Source organism: Micromonospora chaiyaphumensis (assembly GCF_900091435.1).
In the GTDB taxonomy this organism is placed as follows: Bacteria; Actinomycetota; Actinomycetes; order Mycobacteriales; family Micromonosporaceae; genus Micromonospora; species Micromonospora chaiyaphumensis.
Genome location: NZ_FMCS01000002.1, coordinates 370,696 through 389,071, shown reverse-complemented (window position 1 = coordinate 389,071; position 18,376 = coordinate 370,696). Strand labels below are relative to the sequence as shown.

The 18,376-nt window shown below is 75.2% G+C and carries 22 protein-coding genes and 1 pseudogene; 17 read left to right on the top strand and 6 right to left on the bottom strand.

The features are described 5' to 3' along the window. Nucleotides 1-35: 35 nt before the first annotated feature. From GA0070214_RS07585 to GA0070214_RS07545, 10 genes are all read left to right on the top strand, one after another. Entirely contained in the window at nucleotides 36-527 is a 492-nt protein-coding gene (locus GA0070214_RS07585; RefSeq protein ID WP_091261445.1) for a hypothetical protein, read from the top strand. A gap of 53 nt (nucleotides 528-580) precedes the next feature. Continuing rightward, nucleotides 581-1,204, top strand: a complete 624-nt coding sequence (locus tag GA0070214_RS07580; protein ID WP_091260731.1) for a TrmH family RNA methyltransferase — start codon at nucleotides 581-583, stop codon at nucleotides 1,202-1,204. Continuing rightward, a complete protein-coding gene (locus GA0070214_RS07575; RefSeq protein ID WP_341845060.1) occupies nucleotides 1,201-1,956 on the top strand; it encodes a DUF6758 family protein in 756 nt (251 codons plus the stop codon). The genes GA0070214_RS07580 and GA0070214_RS07575 overlap by 4 nt, the downstream gene beginning before the upstream one ends. A gap of 118 nt (nucleotides 1,957-2,074) precedes the next feature. Beyond that, a complete protein-coding gene (locus GA0070214_RS31745) occupies nucleotides 2,075-2,233 on the top strand; it encodes a hypothetical protein (protein WP_013283898.1) in 159 nt (52 codons plus the stop codon). 6 nt (nucleotides 2,234-2,239) lie between these two features. Beyond that, nucleotides 2,240-3,115: a PH domain-containing protein gene (locus GA0070214_RS07570; RefSeq protein ID WP_091260727.1), complete on the top strand. Its 876-nt coding sequence runs from the start codon at nucleotides 2,240-2,242 to the stop codon at nucleotides 3,113-3,115. Nucleotides 3,116-3,217: 102 nt separating this feature from the next. Continuing rightward, nucleotides 3,218-3,916: a SigE family RNA polymerase sigma factor gene (locus GA0070214_RS07565; RefSeq protein WP_091261444.1), complete on the top strand. Its 699-nt coding sequence runs from the start codon at nucleotides 3,218-3,220 to the stop codon at nucleotides 3,914-3,916. Between the two features lie 56 nt (nucleotides 3,917-3,972). After that, on the top strand, nucleotides 3,973-5,175 hold the full coding sequence (locus tag GA0070214_RS07560) for a TolB-like translocation protein (RefSeq protein WP_244167591.1): 1,203 nt from the start codon (nucleotides 3,973-3,975) through the stop codon (nucleotides 5,173-5,175). Nucleotides 5,176-5,196: 21 nt separating this feature from the next. Then, on the top strand, nucleotides 5,197-6,063 hold the full coding sequence (locus GA0070214_RS07555) for a PHP domain-containing protein (RefSeq protein WP_091260723.1): 867 nt from the start codon (nucleotides 5,197-5,199) through the stop codon (nucleotides 6,061-6,063). A 31-nt stretch (nucleotides 6,064-6,094) separates the two neighbouring features. Next, nucleotides 6,095-6,709 carry a MarC family protein gene (locus tag GA0070214_RS07550; protein ID WP_091260721.1) on the top strand — a complete coding sequence of 205 codons (615 nt, stop codon included), beginning with the start codon at nucleotides 6,095-6,097 and terminating at the stop codon, nucleotides 6,707-6,709. Between the two features lie 132 nt (nucleotides 6,710-6,841). After that, nucleotides 6,842-7,687, top strand: a complete 846-nt coding sequence (locus GA0070214_RS07545) for a RecB family exonuclease (RefSeq protein ID WP_244167615.1) — start codon at nucleotides 6,842-6,844, stop codon at nucleotides 7,685-7,687. 82 nt (nucleotides 7,688-7,769) lie between these two features. Here the strand turns inward: GA0070214_RS07545 and GA0070214_RS07540 are convergent, their stop codons facing one another. Together GA0070214_RS07540 and GA0070214_RS07535 are read right to left on the bottom strand one after the other, a co-directional pair. Continuing rightward, a complete protein-coding gene (locus GA0070214_RS07540; RefSeq protein WP_091260716.1) occupies nucleotides 7,770-8,621 on the bottom strand; it encodes an oxygenase MpaB family protein in 852 nt (283 codons plus the stop codon). 54 nt (nucleotides 8,622-8,675) lie between these two features. Continuing rightward, nucleotides 8,676-9,104, bottom strand: a complete 429-nt coding sequence (locus GA0070214_RS07535; protein WP_091260714.1) for a Fur family transcriptional regulator — start codon at nucleotides 9,102-9,104, stop codon at nucleotides 8,676-8,678. Nucleotides 9,105-9,278: 174 nt separating this feature from the next. On the opposite strand from GA0070214_RS07535, the gene GA0070214_RS07530 reads away from it, so the two are divergent. Next, nucleotides 9,279-9,761 (top strand): DUF2231 domain-containing protein, encoded by a 483-nt coding sequence (locus GA0070214_RS07530; RefSeq protein WP_091261442.1) that lies wholly within the window; start codon nucleotides 9,279-9,281, stop codon nucleotides 9,759-9,761. Nucleotides 9,762-9,888: 127 nt separating this feature from the next. On the opposite strand, the gene GA0070214_RS32075 is transcribed toward GA0070214_RS07530, so the two are convergent. After that, entirely contained in the window at nucleotides 9,889-10,116 is a 228-nt protein-coding gene (locus GA0070214_RS32075) for a hypothetical protein (protein WP_208602676.1), read from the bottom strand. Between the two features lie 789 nt (nucleotides 10,117-10,905). On the opposite strand from GA0070214_RS32075, the gene GA0070214_RS07520 reads away from it, so the two are divergent. Continuing rightward, nucleotides 10,906-11,091: a hypothetical protein gene (locus GA0070214_RS07520; RefSeq protein ID WP_091260712.1), complete on the top strand. Its 186-nt coding sequence runs from the start codon at nucleotides 10,906-10,908 to the stop codon at nucleotides 11,089-11,091. A gap of 12 nt (nucleotides 11,092-11,103) precedes the next feature. Here the strand turns inward: GA0070214_RS07520 and GA0070214_RS07515 are convergent, their stop codons facing one another. Then, complete coding sequence (locus GA0070214_RS07515; protein ID WP_091260710.1) at nucleotides 11,104-11,712, bottom strand: flagellar biosynthesis protein FlgA; 609 nt, start codon at nucleotides 11,710-11,712, stop codon at nucleotides 11,104-11,106. Between the two features lie 394 nt (nucleotides 11,713-12,106). Here GA0070214_RS07515 and GA0070214_RS32310 point away from each other — a divergent pair, with 394 nt between their 5' ends. Beyond that, nucleotides 12,107-12,277, top strand: a complete 171-nt coding sequence (locus GA0070214_RS32310; protein ID WP_244167624.1) for a hypothetical protein — start codon at nucleotides 12,107-12,109, stop codon at nucleotides 12,275-12,277. Between the two features lie 14 nt (nucleotides 12,278-12,291). Here GA0070214_RS32310 and GA0070214_RS32305 read toward each other — a convergent pair. Together GA0070214_RS32305 and GA0070214_RS07505 are read right to left on the bottom strand one after the other, a co-directional pair. Next, nucleotides 12,292-12,498, bottom strand: a pseudogene (locus tag GA0070214_RS32305) (FmdB family zinc ribbon protein); the annotation flags it as partial. Further along, entirely contained in the window at nucleotides 12,495-13,142 is a 648-nt protein-coding gene (locus GA0070214_RS07505) for a 5-formyltetrahydrofolate cyclo-ligase (RefSeq protein WP_091260705.1), read from the bottom strand. The gene GA0070214_RS07505 and the pseudogene GA0070214_RS32305, both read right to left, overlap by 4 nt. Nucleotides 13,143-13,225: 83 nt before the next feature. Between GA0070214_RS07505 and GA0070214_RS07500 the strand changes: the two genes are divergently transcribed. From GA0070214_RS07500 to GA0070214_RS07485, 4 genes are read left to right on the top strand one after another with little or no spacing between them, the layout of a single operon-like run. Continuing rightward, nucleotides 13,226-15,412: a GGDEF domain-containing protein gene (locus GA0070214_RS07500; RefSeq protein WP_167364209.1), complete on the top strand. Its 2,187-nt coding sequence runs from the start codon at nucleotides 13,226-13,228 to the stop codon at nucleotides 15,410-15,412. A 9-nt stretch (nucleotides 15,413-15,421) separates the two neighbouring features. Then, nucleotides 15,422-16,417, top strand: coding sequence for a UTP--glucose-1-phosphate uridylyltransferase (locus tag GA0070214_RS07495; RefSeq protein WP_091260703.1), 996 nt, complete (start codon nucleotides 15,422-15,424; stop codon nucleotides 16,415-16,417). Continuing rightward, nucleotides 16,414-17,727 (top strand): molybdopterin molybdotransferase MoeA, encoded by a 1,314-nt coding sequence (locus tag GA0070214_RS07490; protein ID WP_091260701.1) that lies wholly within the window; start codon nucleotides 16,414-16,416, stop codon nucleotides 17,725-17,727. Before GA0070214_RS07495 ends, GA0070214_RS07490 begins: the two co-directional genes overlap by 4 nt. Before the next feature lie 32 nt (nucleotides 17,728-17,759). Beyond that, the gene (locus GA0070214_RS07485; protein ID WP_208602675.1) at nucleotides 17,760-18,368 is read left to right on the top strand and encodes a GNAT family N-acetyltransferase; all 609 of its coding nucleotides are present in this window, start codon (nucleotides 17,760-17,762) and stop codon (nucleotides 18,366-18,368) included. The last annotated feature ends 8 nt before the right edge of the window (nucleotides 18,369-18,376 follow it).

The following is an 18,376-nucleotide window of genomic DNA, read 5'->3' as shown; positions in this document are numbered from 1 at the left end:
CCGTTCCGGGGCATATGCTGACGCCGGAGGTCACCATGAGCCACTCCGTCGCCGGAGAGCCGCCCTCTGCCGGCCGCCGTGCCGCACCGCTGACCACCGCCGTCTACTCCGCGGCGGAGTGGGACCTGCTGACCGGCCTGCCGGGCCGCGTCCTCGTCGCCGCCGCCACGCCTGGTCCGGGGCGCCCGCCGCGCGGAGTCGCCGCCGGGCTCGCCGGGCTCGACGCGGTGGCCGCCGGCCGCGCCTTCGACAGCGACCTGATCCGGGCCGTGGTCGCCGCGATCTACGCCCGCCACGACGGCGCCGCCGAGCGGGACGAGCGCCTGACCGACCTGGTCGACCTGCTCGCCGCCGCCCGCGCCGCCGTGCGGGTGCTGCGGCGGCGCGCCGACCCCGCCGACTCGGCCGCGTACCGGCAGTGGGTGGAGTCGGTGGCGGCCCGGGTGTGCCGGGCCGGCGAGGCCGTACCGAGTCCCGCCGACCGGCGCTTCCTCGACCGGCTCGCCGGCGCGCTGGACCTCCGCTGACCGCCGAACCCGTGGCGTCCGGCCCGCCGGACGGGCCGTACCCTCTTCAGACCGTGACCGACGACCAGCTCGACGTGGGTGTGGGGCCCTGGCCCGGCGACCCGCCGGACGACCCGCGCTACGACCCGGAGCTGCTCGCCCGGGGCGACCGGCGCAACGTCGTGGACCGCTACCGCTACTGGCGGCGCGAGGCCGTGGTGGCCGACCTCGACCGGCGCCGGCACGACTTCCACGTGGCCGTCGAGAACTGGCAGCACGACTTCAACATCGGCACGGTGGTCCGCAACGCCAACGCCTTCCTCGCGGCCGAGGTGCACATCGTCGGGCGGCGGCGGTGGAACCGGCGGGGCGCCATGGTGACCGACCGCTACCAGCACGTCCGGCACCACCCGACCATCGAGGAGTTCGTGGCCTGGGCGGCGGGGGAGCGGCTGCCGGTCGTCGGCATCGACAACCTGCCCGGCTCGAAGCCGCTGGAGACCGGCACCCTGCCGCGCCGCTGCGTGCTGCTCTTCGGCCAGGAGGGGCCGGGCCTCTCCGAGGTCGCGAGGGCCGCCTGCGACCAGCTCTTCTCGATCGCCCAGTACGGCTCGACCCGCTCGATCAACGCCGGCGTGGCCAGCGGGATCGCCATGCACGCCTGGATCCGGACGTACGCCGGGCCGCCACCGGAGTGACCGATCCGGCCGCTCCGCTTGACGCCCCGCCGGTCCGGGGTGACCGTGAAGGCGTGAGTGTCGCGGTGAGTTGTCCCAGGTGCGGGGGCCCGGTCCGGGAGCCGGACCTGATGCACGGCGAATACCGGTGCCTGCGCTGCGGTCCGGTGCCGCCGCTGCACGTGCCGGGGCACATCGGTGCCGAGATCATGGCGAGCGTGGTGGAGCGGGTGGCCGCCGACGCCGATCCGGCCGGGCGGCCGGGAATGCCGCTCTGGTGCCCGTGGCCGTTGCCCACGGGGTGGACGCTGACCGGGGTGGCGTGGGTGGGGGACGACCGCTCCGGGGTCCGCGCCACGGCGGTGGCCTGCGCCGGTCCGGCCCCCCTGGACGGTGGACCGGCCGACCTCCTCTTCGTCGCCGAGGAGCCGGGTGTCGGGCTGGGGTCCCGTCTCGCCGGCCTGCCCGGCCCCGACCCGGGGCCCGAGGTGGCGGAGGCGCTCGCCGATCCCGGCCCTGGTCACCCCGAACGGGTGCCGCACGCCAAGATCCGGGTGGGCGGCCACCCCACTCCACTGTGGCTCGTGAATTCCCCGACCGATCGAAGCGCGTACGCCGGCGAGGCTCGGGGAATGTGGCTCCATGCGATAGCCTGGCCGGCGAGCGCGGGTCACCTCCTCGCGGAAGAAGTCGTGCTGCACGACCTCACCGAGTGGACACCGCCCGAGCTCGTGTACGGCGCACCATCTCCGTACCTGCACGGGCGGGCCTGACCGGCCGGCACCGGCGGGTCGGGGAACAGACGCAGATATTCACTCTACGACACCATACTGATACTCTGGGTGCCGCTGCGGTAAACGGACCCGGCTCCGCGCGAGAGGATGGCCCGCTATGGTCAAGAAGGTCCTCACCTGGGCCGGCATCGCATTCTTGATCTTCTTTGTCGCCTACCGGCCGAACTCCGCCGCCGACGTGTTCAAGTCCCTGGGCGGCGGCATCATGGACATCGCGCAGGGCTTCGGCGACTTCTTCACCAACCTGGTCGCCTAACCGCCCATGGGAAGCCCCTCCGGTCCACCCTTCGACCCCGACGATCCCGACCGGGAGCGCCGGGAGCGCGACACCGAGCCGATTCCCCGGATCGACCCCGACGACGGTCCGGGCTTCGGCGCGGGCACCGGCTACGGCCCCGGTCCCTCCCTTTCGGACGACGCCGCCTTCGGAGACGGCCCGGCCTACGCCGGGGAGGGGCGGTCCGGCCGCGGCTGGATCCGCGACCCGGAGGCCGGCTACCAGAGCCCGCAGATCTCCGAGGAGGAGCTGGCCGGCCTGCGCGCCGACGCCTCCGGCATGGCCCCGCGCCGGGTGCTGCCGATGGAGGACGAGCCGAGCGCCCTGGCGGCCCGCTACCTCTTCCCGACGGAGCGGTTCCGGGGCGAGTGGAAGCGGCACTGGGTCCACCTCTCCACCCCGATCATCGTCGGCATCGCGGCGACCTTCGTGCTCGGCTACCTCTCCGGCTTCCTGGCCGGGCGCGACGTCGGGGCGCTGACCACCGTCGCCGTGCTGCTCTGGTTCGCCGTGATGGGCTGGGTCGCCTGGCGGGTCGCCGACTGGTGGTACGACCGCTTCATCCTCACCAACAAGCGGGTCATGGTGGTCAACGGGATCATCACCCGCCGGGTGGCCATGATGCCGCTGGTCCGGGTCACCGACATGAAGTACGAGCAGACCCCGACCGGCCGCGCGCTCAACTACGGCACCTTCGTGCTCGAGTCGGCCGGCCAGGAGCAGGCGCTCCGCGAGATCAAGAACCTGCCCAACCCGAACGAGCTCTACCTGCGCGTCGTGGAAGAGATGTACGAGCCGCAGGCCGTCGAGGCGCGGATCGGCAAGGAGCAGGACGAGGCCAAGGCCGACGACGGCGCCTGAAGCTTTCTGTCCGAACATCGGAGGAACTGCGCACCTTTTGCCGTCGCCCCACCGCGCTCTACCGTGGGAGCCTGCCAGGCAGGACGGGGTGTGGAGGTGTGCGTGGCCAGCAGGGATCCGCTGGAGGAGGAGTTCCGCGACTTCGTCGCGGCCCGCTCCGGCGCCCTGCTGCGCACCGCGTACCTGCTGGCCGGTGACTGGGCCACGGCCGAGGACCTGCTCCAGACCGCGTTGACCAAGACCTACCTGGCCTGGAAGCGGCTCGGCGGGATCGACGCCATCGAGCCGTACGCCCGCCGGGTCCTGGTCAACACCTCGACCAGCTGGTGGCGCCGGCGCTGGCACGGTGAGCGCCCGACCGAGGTGCTGCCCGAGCGGGCCGGGGTCGACGAGATCGAGCAGCAGCTCGACCGGGACGCGCTGTGGCGGCACCTCCAGGCGCTCCCGGCCCGGCAGCGGGCCGTGCTCGTGCTCCGCTTCTACGAGGACATGTCCGAGGCGCAGACCGCCGCCCTGCTGGAGATCTCCCCGGGCACGGTCAAGAGCCAGACCTCGCGGGCGTTGAACACGCTGCGCCGCCGGCTCGGCTCCGAGGCCGCCCTCGGCCTGCCGGCCGCGCCAGAGGAGCAGGTCACTCCGCCCGCGCCGCGCACCCCACCGCGGGTGGTCCGGCAGCCCGCCGCGCCGCCGCCCGCCCCGGCGCCGCCGCCCGCGCCCGCGCCGCCGGTTGTCCGGCCGGCGGCGCTCCCCGACGCGGCTCCCGCGCGGCCCGCCGCGTCCGTCCCGGTGAAGTCCCGATGAGCCGCACGTCAGGAGACTGCGACAACCGGACGGGCGGCCCGAAGCGTCAACTACCCGTGACCGAGGACGAGCTGGAACGGGCGCTGCGGCAGACGCTGGCCGGCCGCGTCGCCACGTCCCGGCCGCTCGCCGCCGATCCGGCCGGCGCCGCGCTCCGGCGGGCGCGGCGGACCGCGCGGCGTCGCACGCTGACCGGGCTCGCCCTGGCCGGCGTGGCGACCGTGCTCGTCACCACCGGCATGGCCCAGCTCGGCGGGCCCAGCGGGCACGGCGGCACGCCGACCGTGGTGCTCGGTGACCCGGACGGGTTCTCGCCCTCACCGCTGCCCACGACCGCCAGCCCGGTGCCCGGCCCGGGCCCGGTCCGCGCCGAGCTGGACCTGATCGTCGGCTCGTGGCTAGACACCAGCGGGGGCGAGCGCCGGGAACTGACCGGGGTGAGCGGCGTCGAGCGGGCGCAGCGGGTCCCGGACTACGGCGGCTGGCTCGTCACGTCGGCGGCCACCGCGGCCGGCCGTACCCTCTGGTGGGTGCCGCCCAACGGCAGCGACCCGCAGGTGCTGCTCGCCGGGGCGGACGCCGTGGTGGTGTCCACCGACGGGCGGCAGGTCGCCTGGCGCGACGGCGGCTACCTGGCCGCCGCCGGCGTGGTCGGGGGCCAGCTCGTGGCCAGCACCCGGACGACGGCCCCCGCGGGCGCGACGCCGGTCGGCTTCGCCGGCGACGCCGTGCTGATCCGGCAGCCCGACCACGGCGGGGTCGGCGTCTGGCGACGGTCCGCCGGCGGGACGCCGGGCGGGGCCAACCGGGACGTGCTCACCGTCTACGGCACGCTGCCCGACGGCCGGGTGGTCGGCCTGGTCTCCGCCGGCACGCCCCGGCGGCCCTGCGTGGCCCTGCTCGACCCGACCCGCGACCTCGCCCCGCTCCGCACCGGCTGCGGTCCGGCCGTGGCCACCGACGGCCTCGGCGGGGTCTCCGCCGACGGGCGGTGGCTGCTGCTCAACGCGCGCACGAGCGCCCTGCTGGTCGACCTGGCCGGCCTGGGCGCCGGCGCCACCAGCCACCCGGCCGGCCCGGCGGTCGCCGGGGCGGTGGCCTGGACCCGCAGCGGAGCCGCGCTCCACGTCGACGCCACCGGCGGCCTGGTCCGGGTCCGGCCCGACCGGGTGCTGGCCGGCGAGCCTCCCACCACCTCGGCGCTCGACGGGGTGGGCCCGGACGAGCGCCTCGTGGTGGTCGCCGACACCCGCTCCTGACCGGGGCGTAGCGTCGGCGGGGTGAGCGCGGCCGCCCGGATCGACCTGCACACCCACTCCACCGCCAGCGACGGCACCCTCGGCCCCGCCGAGCTGGTCCGGGCCGCCGCAGCGTCCGGTCTCGACGTCGTGGCGCTCACCGACCACGACACCACGGCCGGCTGGGAGCCCGCCGTGGCGGCACTGCCGCCCGGGCTCACCCTGATCCGGGGCGCCGAGCTCTCCTGCCGCTGGTTCGGTGTCGAGCCGGCGATCCCGCTGCACCTGCTCGCGTACCTCTTCGACCCGACCGAGCCGGACCTCGTCGCCGAGCTGGCCCGGGTCCGGCGCGGGCGGGAGGAGCGCGGCGAGCGCATCGTGCGGCTGCTCCAGGCCGACGGGATCCGGGTGAGCTGGTCGGAGATCCTGGCCGGCGCCGCCGGGGGCACGGTCGGCCGGCCGCACATCGCGCAGGCGCTGATCCGGGCCGGGCTGGTCGCCACCACCACCGAGGCGTTCGGGCCGCGCTGGCTGGGCGAGCGGTACCGGCTGCCCAAGGAGGACATCGACGTGTTCCGGGCCGTGGCGCTGGTCCGGGCGGCCGGCGGGGTGCCGGTCTTCGCCCATCCCCGGGCCAGCCGGCGGGGCCGGATCGTGCCGGACGAGCTGATCGTGGAGCTGGCGGCGGCCGGGCTGGCCGGCCTGGAGGCCGACCACGAGGACCACAGCCCGGCCGAGCGGGAGCACGTCCGCGCACTGGCCGCCGAGCTGGGGCTGCTGGTCACCGGTTCGTCGGACTTCCACGGCACGCACAAGACCGTCCGGCTCGGCGCGTTCACCACCGGGATCGAGGCGTACGAGCGGATCGTCGAGCTGGCCCGGGGGGTGACCCCGGTCGCTTCGAGCTGAAGCCTTGCGGCCACGCGGCTACCGTGTCCGAGTGGATCTCAAGCTCTTCGGCGAGGTCTTCGTGACCCTGCTGGTGATCGTCGACCCGCCCGGCATGATGCCGATCTTCCTGGCGCTGACCGGCCCGCTGGCCGCCCGCGACCGGAACCGGGCCGCCTGGCAGGCCGTCGCGCTGGCGCTCGGGGTGATCGTGGTGTTCGCCGTGGCCGGGCAGACGATCCTGGCCTACCTGCACGTCGACCTGCCCGCGTTGCAGGCCGCCGGCGGGCTGCTGCTGATCCTCGTCGCGCTGGAACTGCTGACCGGCAAGTCCGACGACCCGAACCAGCAGGCCACCTCCAACATCGCGCTGGTGCCGCTGGGCACCCCGCTGCTGGCCGGCCCCGGCGCCATCGTCGCCACCATGCTCTTCGTGCAGCAGGCCGGTGGCTTCACCGACTACCTGGCCATCGCCGCCGCGATCGTCGCCGTCATGGTCGCCGTCTGGGTGGTCCTGCGCTTCTCCGGCGGCATCGTCAAGGTCCTCCGGCCGGGCGGCATCGAGGTGCTGACCCGGATCGCCGGCCTGCTGCTGGCCGCCATCGCCGTGCAGCTCATCGCCGACGCGATCGCCGCGTTCGTCACGCAGTACCTCACCATGGGCTGAGCCGTCTCGGCACTGTCGTAGGCGGATGGCAGGATCTCAGGCGTGCGACGACCCTCCCCGACCGGGCGACCCACCGGCGGCCGGCCACCCCGGCCCCGGGCCGAGCAGGCCGAGCAGCTCGGCTTCGAGGGCATGCCTGAGCGGCTCTTCGTCTGCACCCCCAGCAAGCTCGGGGCCTACGCCGACTGCCCCCGGCGCTACCGCTACTCGTACGTGGACCGCCCCGCGCCGCCCAAGGGCCCGCCGTGGGCGCACAACTCGCTGGGCGCCAGCGTCCACACGGCCCTGAAGAACTGGTACGCGCTGGCCCCCGACCGCCGCCGCCCCGAGGTGCTGGGCACCCTGCTCAAGGGCACCTGGGTCCGCGAGGGCTACCGCGACGACGAGCAGGAGCGGGACGCGTTCCGGCGGGCGCTGTCCTGGCTGGAGTCCTACGTGGCGGGGCTCGACCCGGCCGACGAGCCGGTCGGGGTGGAGCGGGTGGTCGCCGTGAAGACGGCGGTGCTCGCCTTCAACGGTCGCACCGACCGCATCGACTCCCGCCCCGGCCCCGACGGCCGGCCAGAGCTGGTCATCGTCGACTACAAGACCGGTCGCACGGGCCTCGACGGCGACGACGCGCGGGGCTCGCAGGCCCTCGCGCTCTACGCCTACGCGGCCGAGCGGGTGTTCCGCCGCCCGTGCCGCCGGGTCGAGCTGCACCACCTGCCCACCGGCACGGTCGCCGCGCACGAGCACACCCCGGAATCGTTGCAGCGGCAGCTCACCCGCGCCGAGGACACCGCGCGGGACATCATGGCCGCCGAGCGGGCCGTGGCCGACGGCGCCGACCCCGACGAGGCGTTCCCCACCGAGCCGGGGCCGCGCTGCGGCTGGTGCGACTACCGGCGCACCTGCCCGGCCGGCGCCCGGACCCCGGCCAAGGATCCGTGGGCGGCCGTGGAGCGCCCCGCCGAGCCGGCCGCCGACCAGGACTGAGCCGGGGCGGCCGTCCAGCAGGACTGCCGCCGGGCCCAAGCCGCGGCGAAGCGGCCGTCGACCAGATCGCGCTGCTGGCGGTTCAGGCCGCGGCGACGCGGGCGGCCCGTTCCTTGGCGGCCTGCAGCAACGGGCCCTCGCGATAGCGCCGTGGCACCGCCGCCAGGGCGAGCCGCAGGGCGCGGACGCTCAGGTCCGCCGAGAGCGCCGTGGTGGGCAGGCCGAGGCCGCCGTACAGCCGCTGGGCCCAGGCCGGCAGCAGCGCCAGCGCCGTGCCGGCGATCCCCAGGTACGCCCAGCGCGGCGGACCGAGGTGCAGGCCGAGCCGCACCGGCAGGCTCAGCTTCCACGGGATCGGCGGGGCGGTCAGGAAGAGCGCGGTCTCCGCCGCCTCTCTGGTCATCCGCAGCTCGGGGCGGACCCGGCGGTAGTAGTCGGCCACCTCGGCGGCGGTGCCCGGCACGTCGGCCGGGTCCAGCCCGACCAGGGCCGCCGCCCGGCGCTGCTCGGTGTAGTAGCCGTCCACCTCGTCGTCGGTCAACGCGAGCCCGGCCCGCCGCGCGGTGCTCACGAACGACTCGACCTCGGTGACGTGCACCCAGCGCAGCAGATCGGGGTCGTCGATGCGGAACTGCTCGCCGGTGAACGGATCGGTGGCCCGCATGCGGGCGTGCAGCGTACGCAGCCGCCGGCCGGCCGCCTCCGCCTCGGCGGTGGTGCCGTAGATGGTCGTGGCCACGTAGGTGGCCGTGCGGACCAGGCGACCCCAGGCGTCCGTCTTGTAGTTGCTGTTCTGGGCGACGCCCGCCATGGCGCGAGGGTGCAGCGCCTGGAGGTAGAGCGAACGCAGGCCGGCGACGATCAGGATCGGCTCCTCGTGCACCTTCCACGTGACCGATCCCGGACCGAAGAGGCCGAGGTCATCGGAGTCCACCGACCAAGAGTGCCACGCGCCGGGCGCACCCGGCCGTCTCCCGGCCCGAGGCGGTCAGTCGTCGGCGGAGCGGCGGGCCTGGCAGGCCGGGCAGAGCCCCCAGAAGGTCACTTCCGCCTCGTCGACCTCGAAGCCGTGCGCGACGTTCGGGTCGAGGCAGGGCGCGTCGCCGGTGGCGCAGTCGACGTCGGCGATCTCGCCGCAGCCCCGGCACACCACGTGGTGGTGGTTGTCGCCGACGCGGGCCTCGTAGCGGGCGGGACTGCCGGCCGGCTCGATCCGGCGGGACAGCCCGGCCCGGGAGAGCGCGCCGAGCACGTCGTAGACGGCCTGGGTGGAGACCGAGTCGAGACGCTCGCGGACCCGGCGGGTGATCTCGTCGACCTCCAGGTGACCGCCGGCGGCGAGCACGTCCAGCACGGCGAGGCGCGGTCGGGTGACCCGCAGGCCCTTCGACCGGAGCAGCTCCTCACCTGTGGACATGCGTCCATGACAGCACGGTGCCCCTTGGCCGACAAGCGAGCGTGACCACGGGTGGTCCGAACCACAGGTGAACCGCGCCGGTGAGCCGTGCGTGTGTCGATGTACGGAAGCGTGCCGGCGGATCATGACGTCGTACGCTGGCCGCGCGATCCCGTCCACTCGCCGGAGGTGTCGGTGTTCAGGGAAGTCAACGGTCTACCGGGCCACGTCCTGGTCGTACACGCCGCGGTGGTGCTGGTGCCGCTGCTGGCGTTGCTCTCCGTCGCGTACGGGGTGCTGCCCCGCTGGCGGCCCCGGATGGGCTGGGCGGTGGCGGTCCTCGCCGTGCTCACCCCGATCGTCACCTGGGTGGCGACGGAGTCCGGCGAGGAGCTGGAGGAGGTGCTGCGTAGTCGCGGCTACCCGCCCGAGGGGCTCCAGAAGATCCACGAACACTCCGAGTACGGCGAGAACCTGTTCTGGTTCACCGTCGGGCTGGCCGTGGCGGCGCTCCTGCTGCTGCTGGTGACCAGCGGCCTCGCCCGGACCCGCGACCTGCCCCGCTGGCTGCCCCTGGTGCTCACCGCCGTGGTGGTCGTGCTCGCCGTGTTCGCGCTGATCTACGTCTACCTGACCGGCGACAGCGGCGCCAAGATGGTGTGGAGCGGCATCGTCTGACCCGGTCCGGCCGGGCCGGCTCGGTGGCGGCGGTCCGGCTGGCGGTGGCGGCGGTCCGGCTGGCGGTGGCGGCGGTCCGGCTGGCGGTGGCGGCGGTCCGGCCGGCGGTGGCGGCGGTCCGGCCGGCTCAGAAGAGCAGGCGCGAGCAGAGCAGGCAGGTGAGCAGCACCAGCACGACGCCGACGACGGCGCCGATGCCGTAGGTGAGCCGCTGCGCCTGCCCCTCGGCCTGGTCCATGGCGGCCATGTCCTGCGGCGGGAGCCGGCGCGGCGGCGTCGGCTGCACGTGCACCGGCGGCCGCCAGCCGGGCGGTGGCGGAACGGTCGGGGGCGGGCCGGCATACCCGGCCGGCACGCCACCAGGACCCCAACCACCGGCCGGGGCGGCGTGCTGCGGCCACCCACCGGCCGGGGTGGGCTGCTGCGGCCCGCCACCAGGGGCGGCGTGCCCAGGCCACCCACCCGGCGGGGTGGGCTGCTGCGGCCCCCCACCGGGGGCGGCGTGCCCAGGCCAACCACCCGTAGACCCGGCCTGCCCGGGCCAGCCGCCGGCATGGGCCGGATCCTGGCCGGGCCGCGCCCACGGGCTGTCGGTGTGGCCGGCGCGCGACCAGGGGCTGGCCTCTTCGGGCGAAGCGTCGCCGGTCGAGCCGTCCGGCTGCTCGCTCTCGATCGCCGAGCCCCGAGGCGGATTCTCGCCGGCTGCCGTGCCGACCGCCTGTTCGGTGCCGGCTGGTTGGCCGGTGCCGGGCCGGTCCGTGGCGGCGGATTGGTCCGTGCCGGGCTGGTCGGCGTCCGCTGGTTGGGTGGTGGCAGGGCGGTCCGCGCCGGCCGGTTGGTCCCGGCGTCGCCAGATGTCGTCCTCAGGGCTGCCACCGCTCGGCGTCGTCACGCCGTCCGACGCTACCAACGGCCCGGCCGGTCGGCCGCCCGACGCGGCGGGCCACCGTGTCACCCGCTCCGCCGGTCCGTGATCGACTCCGCCTCGGCGAGGTGGCGGCATCGGGGGGCGTCGGATATCGCAAGCTCGGCGACCTGGAGTGGACCAGGGCGGGTGGAACCCCCCGTGCCGCGGGTCTGGGGTGTGGAGCACATCGGGCGCTCCGGCGTGAGCGGTCGAACCGTTCCCCGTCCGGCGGTATCCTTGCCGCTCGTGAGCGATCCCGGCATTCGTGTCCCGCGCGGCGACGACGACCGCGTGGTCGACCTCAGCGAAGACTTCGTGGTGCTGCCCGAGCAGACCACCGACGACACCGACCGTGGCTGGGGCGAGCGCTCGTCCGGCAACGACGACTGGCTGCTGGCCGAGCGCCCTCCGCACTGGGGCTGAGCCACCGGCCGGTCATTCGCGTACCACCACGGCGAAGCGGCTGCCCTCGGGCAGGCCGACCGCCCGCTGGGCCTGCTCGGGGCGGAGCGCCAGGTAGAGCGCCGAGGAGCCGTCGACCGCCCCGGCCGCACCCACCACGTCGAGGACGAGCGCCCGCGGCGCGAGCAGGGTGGCGGTGCCCGCCGCCCCGCCGGCCGGCACGACAAGCAGGTCCACGCGGGCGCCCGGGCGGAGCACCGCCAGCGCGGCCGGCTCGGCCAGCCGGATCGGCACCCCCACCGCCCCGGACGGCAGCGGCAGGGCGGCGGCCCGACGATCACCACCGGCCTGGGTGCCACCACCAGCCGGGACGCCACCACCAGCCCGGACGCCACCAGGCGCAGCGCCGCCAGCAGAAGCGCCACCAGCCGGAACGCCGCCAGCAGGAGCACCACCAACCGGGGCGTCGATCGGGGTGGGAGCCACATCCGGGACCGCGCCCGGGGGACAGCCACCCGGGGTCTGCAGGACGGCCGCGGCCAGCCCGAGCAGCACCGCGACCAGCACCACCCGCAGCAAGGTGCGCCCCCGGGGCAGCCCGCGCCAACGCACCGGCCGCAGCGATGCCTCCCCACCCGCCACCAGCGCCCTCCCACCCACAGCTCCGACCGGTATGCGGGCAGGCTAGGCGGCGAACGAGAGCCGCCGCCGCCCCCGCCGGCCACCTGTGGAAAACCGACCGGCCTGTGGAAAACCGACCGACCCATGGACAAACACCGGGGAACGTCGGAAGAAGCTGATCGCCGAAGACGACGACCTCGGCGTCGTGACCCGCCTGCGCGCCGGGGATCAAGGAGTTTGCGTCAGCCTGGCGCCGGATTTTGACGCAAACTTCTTGATCAACGCCGGGTGGGCAGGGCATCCGGGTGCGGGGAAACACCCCCGGGAACGCGGAAAGTGGTCATCCGCGCGGGATGACCACTTTCCGGGAGCCTGACCGGGTCAGGAGGAGGAGGAGCTGCTGGCCGCCGGCGTCTTGCTGGCCGACGAACTGGAGGTCGAGCTGGACGACGAGCTGGACGAGCCGTTGGTCGACCCGCTGGACGAACTGTCGGACGAGCTGCTGGTCGACGACTCCGACTTCGCCGGCTTGCTCGTGGTGCTCGTGGCGCTGTCGGAACCCGACGAACGGGAGTCCGTGCGGTAGAAGCCGGAGCCCTTGAACACGATGCCGACCGAGTTGAAGACCTTGCGCAGCCGCCCCTCACACGCCGGGCACTCGGTCAGCGGGGCGTCAGAGAAGGACTGCACCGCCTCGAGCTGGTGGCCGCACGCGGTGCAGGCGTACTGGTACGTGGGCACGTTCTCCTCCGGATCTTGGCTCGGCCGCTTGGCACTCGACGGATTCGAGTGCCAATGGTGCGTCATGGAACCCGGGTTCGTCCAGCGGAAGCGCCTTGGGCCACATCCGGCACCGCCACCAGGCCGCCGCCCGGCGTGATCACGAACCGCACCGGCCGGTCGTGGGGCTGCGCCGGAACGGCCTCCACCAGCTCCCCGTCGTGCAGCAGTGCCACCGTGGGAACCGTGGCGGGCACCCGGGCCAGCGCACGGTCGTACGAGCCGCCGCCCCGGCCCAGCCGGAAGCCCCGGCGGTCCACCGCCAGCGCCGGCACCACCACGAGGTCGGCCCCGGCCACCGCCGCGCTGCCCAGCGGCGGGCCGGTCGGCTCGCGCAGGCCCCGGCCGGCGGCCCGCAGCGACTCGGGGCCGGTGTAGGCAGCCCAGTCCAGGTCGAGATCGTCGAGGAGCACCGGCAGCAGCAGCTCGGCCTCCGGCGGCAGCGCCGCCCGCAGCACCGCCGGCAGGTCGCTCCCGCCCGGCTCCGAGCCGACCGGCACGTACGCGGTCATCCGGGCCGGGCGCAGCCGGCGTACCAGATCGACCAGCCCGGCCCGGACGGCGGACGCCGCCTCGGCCCGGCGCGGCGCGGGCAGCGACCGGCGGTGGGCGAGCAGCGCGACGCGGAGGTCCCGCTTGGCCACATCCGCTCCATCAGAAAATTCCGGCACGCAACACTCCTGACGCAACGCTTGCCTCCCGGTCGCTCTGTGTCAGCATCGCAGGGAGGGGCGCGGTACTTCCGGGGGGAAGCTTGACGCTACGCGGGCGGTTGACGGCGGCCTTCCTCACGGTGGTGTTGGGCCCCGTTCTGCTCGGCGCGTTCTTCGTCGGGTCCACCCTGAGCGCCGTCGACCGCGGCCGTGCGACCGAGCGGCTGGGCGTCGCCGCGGCCGGGGTGCGCACGTCCGTCGACGCCCTCTGCCAGCAGCTCCGCGCGGCGGCCGACGCGGTCGCGCTGGTCGCCGACCCGGCCGCCCGGCCCCGGGCGGCCGACCAGGTGGTCGGCCGGGGCCTGGCCGCCGCCGTGCTGATCGCCGATCCGGCCGGCCGGACCAGCTACGCCACCCCCGGCGGCCCGGCCGGGCCCTGGCAGGACTGCGCCGCCGACGCGACGACCGGCCCGGTCCGCGCGCTCGCCGCCCAGGTCCGGCTCCGCGACCCGGCCGGCGCCGACCTGGGCACGGTCGCCGCCGCGCAACCCGTCGACCCGGCCTTCGTGGCGCGGCTCGCCGCGGTGACCGGGGCCGGGGTCACCCTCCTCGACGACCCCGGCCGGATCACCCACACGACCGAGGACCGGGAGGTACGCGCAGCGGTGCTGGCCGCCGCCCGCCAGGCGGACGGGGACCGGGTGACCGGCACCGCCGACGGCCGGTACGTGCGACGGGTCGGCCCCGCCCCCGGCCAGCCGCTGGCGCTGGTGCTCTCGGTGCCGGGGGAGCGCCCGGCCGGGCTCTACGAAGCCCTGGTCGGTGCCGTGGTGCTGGCCGCCCTGCTGGCCGTCGTGGCCGCCTGGCGGCTGGCCCGGGTGACGACCCGGCCCCTGGTCGAGCTGGCGGGTGCGGTGGACCGGGTGGCGCACGGCGACCTCACCACCCGGGTGCCGGTCCGCACCCGCGACGAGATCGGGCGGCTGGCCGGCGCGTTCAACCGGATGACCCGGGAGACCGGCAGTTACGTGGCCGCCCTGACCAGCAGCCGGGACCAGCTCCGCGGCCACCTGACCGTGCTCGGCGACACCCTGGCCAGCACCCATGACCTGCAACGCATCCTGCGGGTGATCCTGCACAGCGCGATCGCCGCCACCGGCGCCCGGGCCGGTGCCGTGCTGCTGGTCGACGGCGACGGCGCGCTGGTCGGCCAGTGCGTCGAGGGGCTGGACGGGCGCTGGCCGACCGAGAACCCGGCCGACCCGGCCACGCTGCGGGTGCCGGTCGGCGCCGGGGTGCTCGGCACGGTGGCCGCCACCGGGGAGCCGCTGCGCGGCCGGTGGGAGCCGGTGGACCCGCCGACGGGAGAGCCGACCTGCGAGACGTACGTGGCGGTGGCGTTCGCCGCCCCCCGCGGCGCGGAACCCCGCCCGGACCGGCCCGGCCACCCTCCGGCCGACGGCGACGCGGCCGACCCCGACTGCGCGCTCGGTGTGCTGGCCCTCTACGACCGGCCCGGCGCCGACGAGTTCGACGACGACGACCTGGTCACCCTGCGGACCTTCGCCGGGCACGCGGCCGTGGCGGTGGAGAACGTCCGGGTGCACGAGGAGGCGCAGCGGCTCTCGCTGACCGACCCGCTGACCGGGCTGTGGAACTACCGCTACCTGCGCGAGTCGATCCGCCGCGAGGTGGAGCGGGCCAACCGCTTCGGCCGGATGCTCAGCGTGCTCGCCCTCGACCTGGACCGGTTCAAACACGTCAACGACACCTGGGGCCACGCCGCCGGGGACGCCGTGCTGGTCGAGTTCGCCCGCCGGGTGCGCGGCGAGATCCGGGAGGTCGACCTCGCGTTCCGGCAGGGTGGCGAGGAGTTCGTGGTGCTGCTGCCGGAGACCGACGCCCGGGGCGCCACGATCGTCGCCGAGCGGCTCGGGGCGGTGGTCCGGGACCAGCCGGTGCCGGTGGACGGGCACGCGGGGGAGCCCGTCCGGGTGCCGGTGACCGTCTCCATCGGCATCGCCGTCTACCCGGATCACGCGGCCGGCGGGCAGCAGGTCCTCGACGCCGCCGACGACGCGCTCTACGCGGCGAAGGCCGCCGGCCGCGACGGCTACCGGCTGGCCCAGGCCCCCGATCCGGTCCCCACCCAGGAGATCCCGGTGGTGGTCGCCGCGGCCAGCCCGCCCGACGGACTGCCCCGGGCGGGCGCCGCGGACGCCGCGGCGGTGGCACAGGGCGGCGCGTCTTCCGGTCCTCAGCCGCCGCGGCAGAGCCGTGGCCGATAGTCTCGCGACATGTCGGAGCACTCAGCGAACCCCTCAGCGACCGCCGCGACCGGTCGCTCCCGCGCCGTCAAGGCCGTCATCCCGGCCGCCGGCCTGGCCACCCGGTTCCTGCCGGCCACGAAGGCGGTCCCCAAGGAGCTGCTGCCGGTCGTCGACCGGCCGGTGCTCCAGTACATCGTCGAGGAGGCCGCCCAGGCCGGGCTCAACGACGTGCTGCTGATCACCGGGCGCGGCAAGACGGCCATGGTGGACCACTTCGACCGCCGGCCCGACCTGGAGGAGCGGCTGGAGAGCAAGCCCGAGCTGCTGGCCGCCGTCAAGCGCACCGAGGACCTGGCCGAGATCTACACCTGCCGCCAGCCCGAGCAGCTCGGTCTCGGCCACGCCGTCGGCTACGCCGAGTCGCACGTCGGCGACGCGCCCTTCGCGGTGCTGCTCGGCGACGAGTTCGTCAAGATGGACGAGCCGCTGCTGCCGGCCATGCTGGACCTCCAGGCCCGCACCGGCGGCATCGTGCTGGCGTTCTTCGAGGTCGACCCGTCCGAGACCGCGCGCTACGGCATCGCCTCGGTCGAACCGGCCGGGCCCGAGTTCGGCGACCTCGCCGAGGTCGTCCGCGTCACCGGCATGGTGGAGAAGCCGAAGCCGGAGGACGCGCCGAGCAACCTGGCCGTCCTCGGCCGCTACGTTCTCCCTGGGAAGATCTTCGACGCGATCCGGCGCACCGAGCCGGGCAGCGGCGGGGAGATCCAGCTGACCGACGCCATGGAGATCCTGCGCAACGAGGGGGTGCCGGTGCACGCCATCGTCTACCGGGGCACCCGCTACGACACCGGCCAGCCGCTCGGCTACCTCCAGACCGTGGTGCAGATCGCCGTCGAGCGCGAGGACCTGGGCGCCGAGTTCCGCAAGTGGCTGACCGAGTTCGTCAACAACGGCGACGAGACGGTCACCGCGGCGATCCTGAACGGCATGCGCGACCAGTCCGGCGGTGCCGGTACATGACCGCGACGGCCGACGCCGAGGCGGCCGCGAACGAGTTGACGCCGCTCGCCGACTACCTGGGCAGCGTGCTGCGCAGGTTACGCGCGCTGCCTCCGCTCGACCTCGACCTCACCCAGGCGTACGGCAACGTCCTCGCCGAGGACGTGGTCGCACCGCACGCGTATCCCGCCTTCGACCAGGCGGCGGTGGACGGGTACGCCGCGCGCTGGGAGGACATCTCCGGAGGGAGCCGGGGGCCGGGCTACGTCCCGGCCCCCTCCGGTATCCCCGGTGGCCGCAGCATCCGGCTGAACGTGGTCGGCGACCTGGGCGCGGCGAGCTGGCGCCCGGTCCGGCTCACCCCCGGCTCCTGCTTCTCGGTGGCGGCCGGCGCGCCGCTGCCGGTCGGCGCCGACGTGGTGGTTCCCGTGGAGTGGACCGACCAGGGCATGGCCGCCGTGGAGATCTTCCGCGCCCCGAAGCGGGGCTACGGCGTCCGCCGCGCCGGTGAGGAACTGCCGGCCGGCACGCTGCTCGCCCGCGCCGGCACGTACGTGTCGCCGGCCCTGGTCGCGGTCTTCGCGGCCACCGGCATCGGGCACGTGGTGGTCCGGCCCAGCCCGCGGGTGGTCATCGTGGCCACCGGCGACGAACTGGTCGACGTGGGCCGGGGCAGCCAGCCCGGCCAGGTGGTGGACACCAACTCGCACGCGCTGACCGCAGCCGCGGCCGAGGCGGGCGCGCTGGCGTACCGGGTCGGAATCTGCGACGACGACCCGGAGGCGCTGCGCGGCCTGCTGGAGGACCAGACCCTGCGGGCCGACCTCATCATCACCACGGGCGGCACCGGCACCGGCCCCGGCGACATGGTCCGCCGGATCCTGTCCCGCCGCGAGGGCGGCCGGGCCGGGCCGGTCACCTTCACGGAGGTCGCCCTCTATCCCGGAACGGCCCTCGGATTCGGTACGGTCGGCGCCGAGGAGGTGCCGGTGGTGTGTCTTCCCGGTGAGCCCGGCGCGGCGCTGATCGGCTTCGAGGTGCTGGCCCGCCCGGCAATCCAGCTGCTGGCCGGCGCCGAGCCGGTGTTCCGGCCCAGCGTCCGCGCGCACCTGCTCGAGACGGTCTCGTCCCCGGTGGGGCTGCGCGAGTTCCGCCCGGCGCACGTCGCCGAGCGGCGCGGCGGCGGCTACACCGTGCAACCGCTCGCCGGTGGGCCGTTCACCCTCTCCGGCCTGGCCGAGGCCAACGGCCTGCTCGTCCTCGGCGAGCGGGTCACCACCGCGGCGGCGGGGTCCACCGTGGACGTTCTCCTGCTGGACCGGCGCCGGTGAGTTGGTTCCGGCGGCCGCCAGGGTGGCCGGCGGTGCTGGTGGACGGTCCGGTGGTGCTGCGGCCGTACCGGCGTTCCGACGCGACGAGCTGGTCGGAGATCCGGCGGGCCAACCGGGCCTGGCTGGCGCCCTGGGAGTCGCACCTGCCGGGCAGCTGGGACGAGATGAACTCGACGGCCGCGTTCCGCTACGTGCACGCCGACCAGCGGAAGTCCGCGCGGACCGGTGACGGCATGCCGTTCGCCGTCTGCCTGCGCGAGAACGGCGCGGAGCGGCTGGTCGGCCACCTCAACGTCGGCAGCATCGTGCGGCGCGCGTTCTGCTCCGGCTACGTGGGCTACTGGGTGGACTCCCGGGTCGCCGGTCGCGGCGTCATCCCCACCGCGGTGGCTTTGGCCGTGGACCACGCATTCGGCCCCGGCGGGCTGCACCGGATCGAGGTGAACATCCGGCCGGAGAACCAGCCGTCCCGCCGGGTGGTGGAGAAGCTCGGCTTCCGCGAGGAGGCCTATCACGTGCGCTACATGCACATCGACGGCGCGTGGCGGGACCACATCGGATACGCGATGACCAGTGAGGAAGTGGTTGCCGAGGGCGGGCTGCTTGCCCGGTGGCACCGCGTGCGTGACAGCCGCGGGTGAAGGCTCCC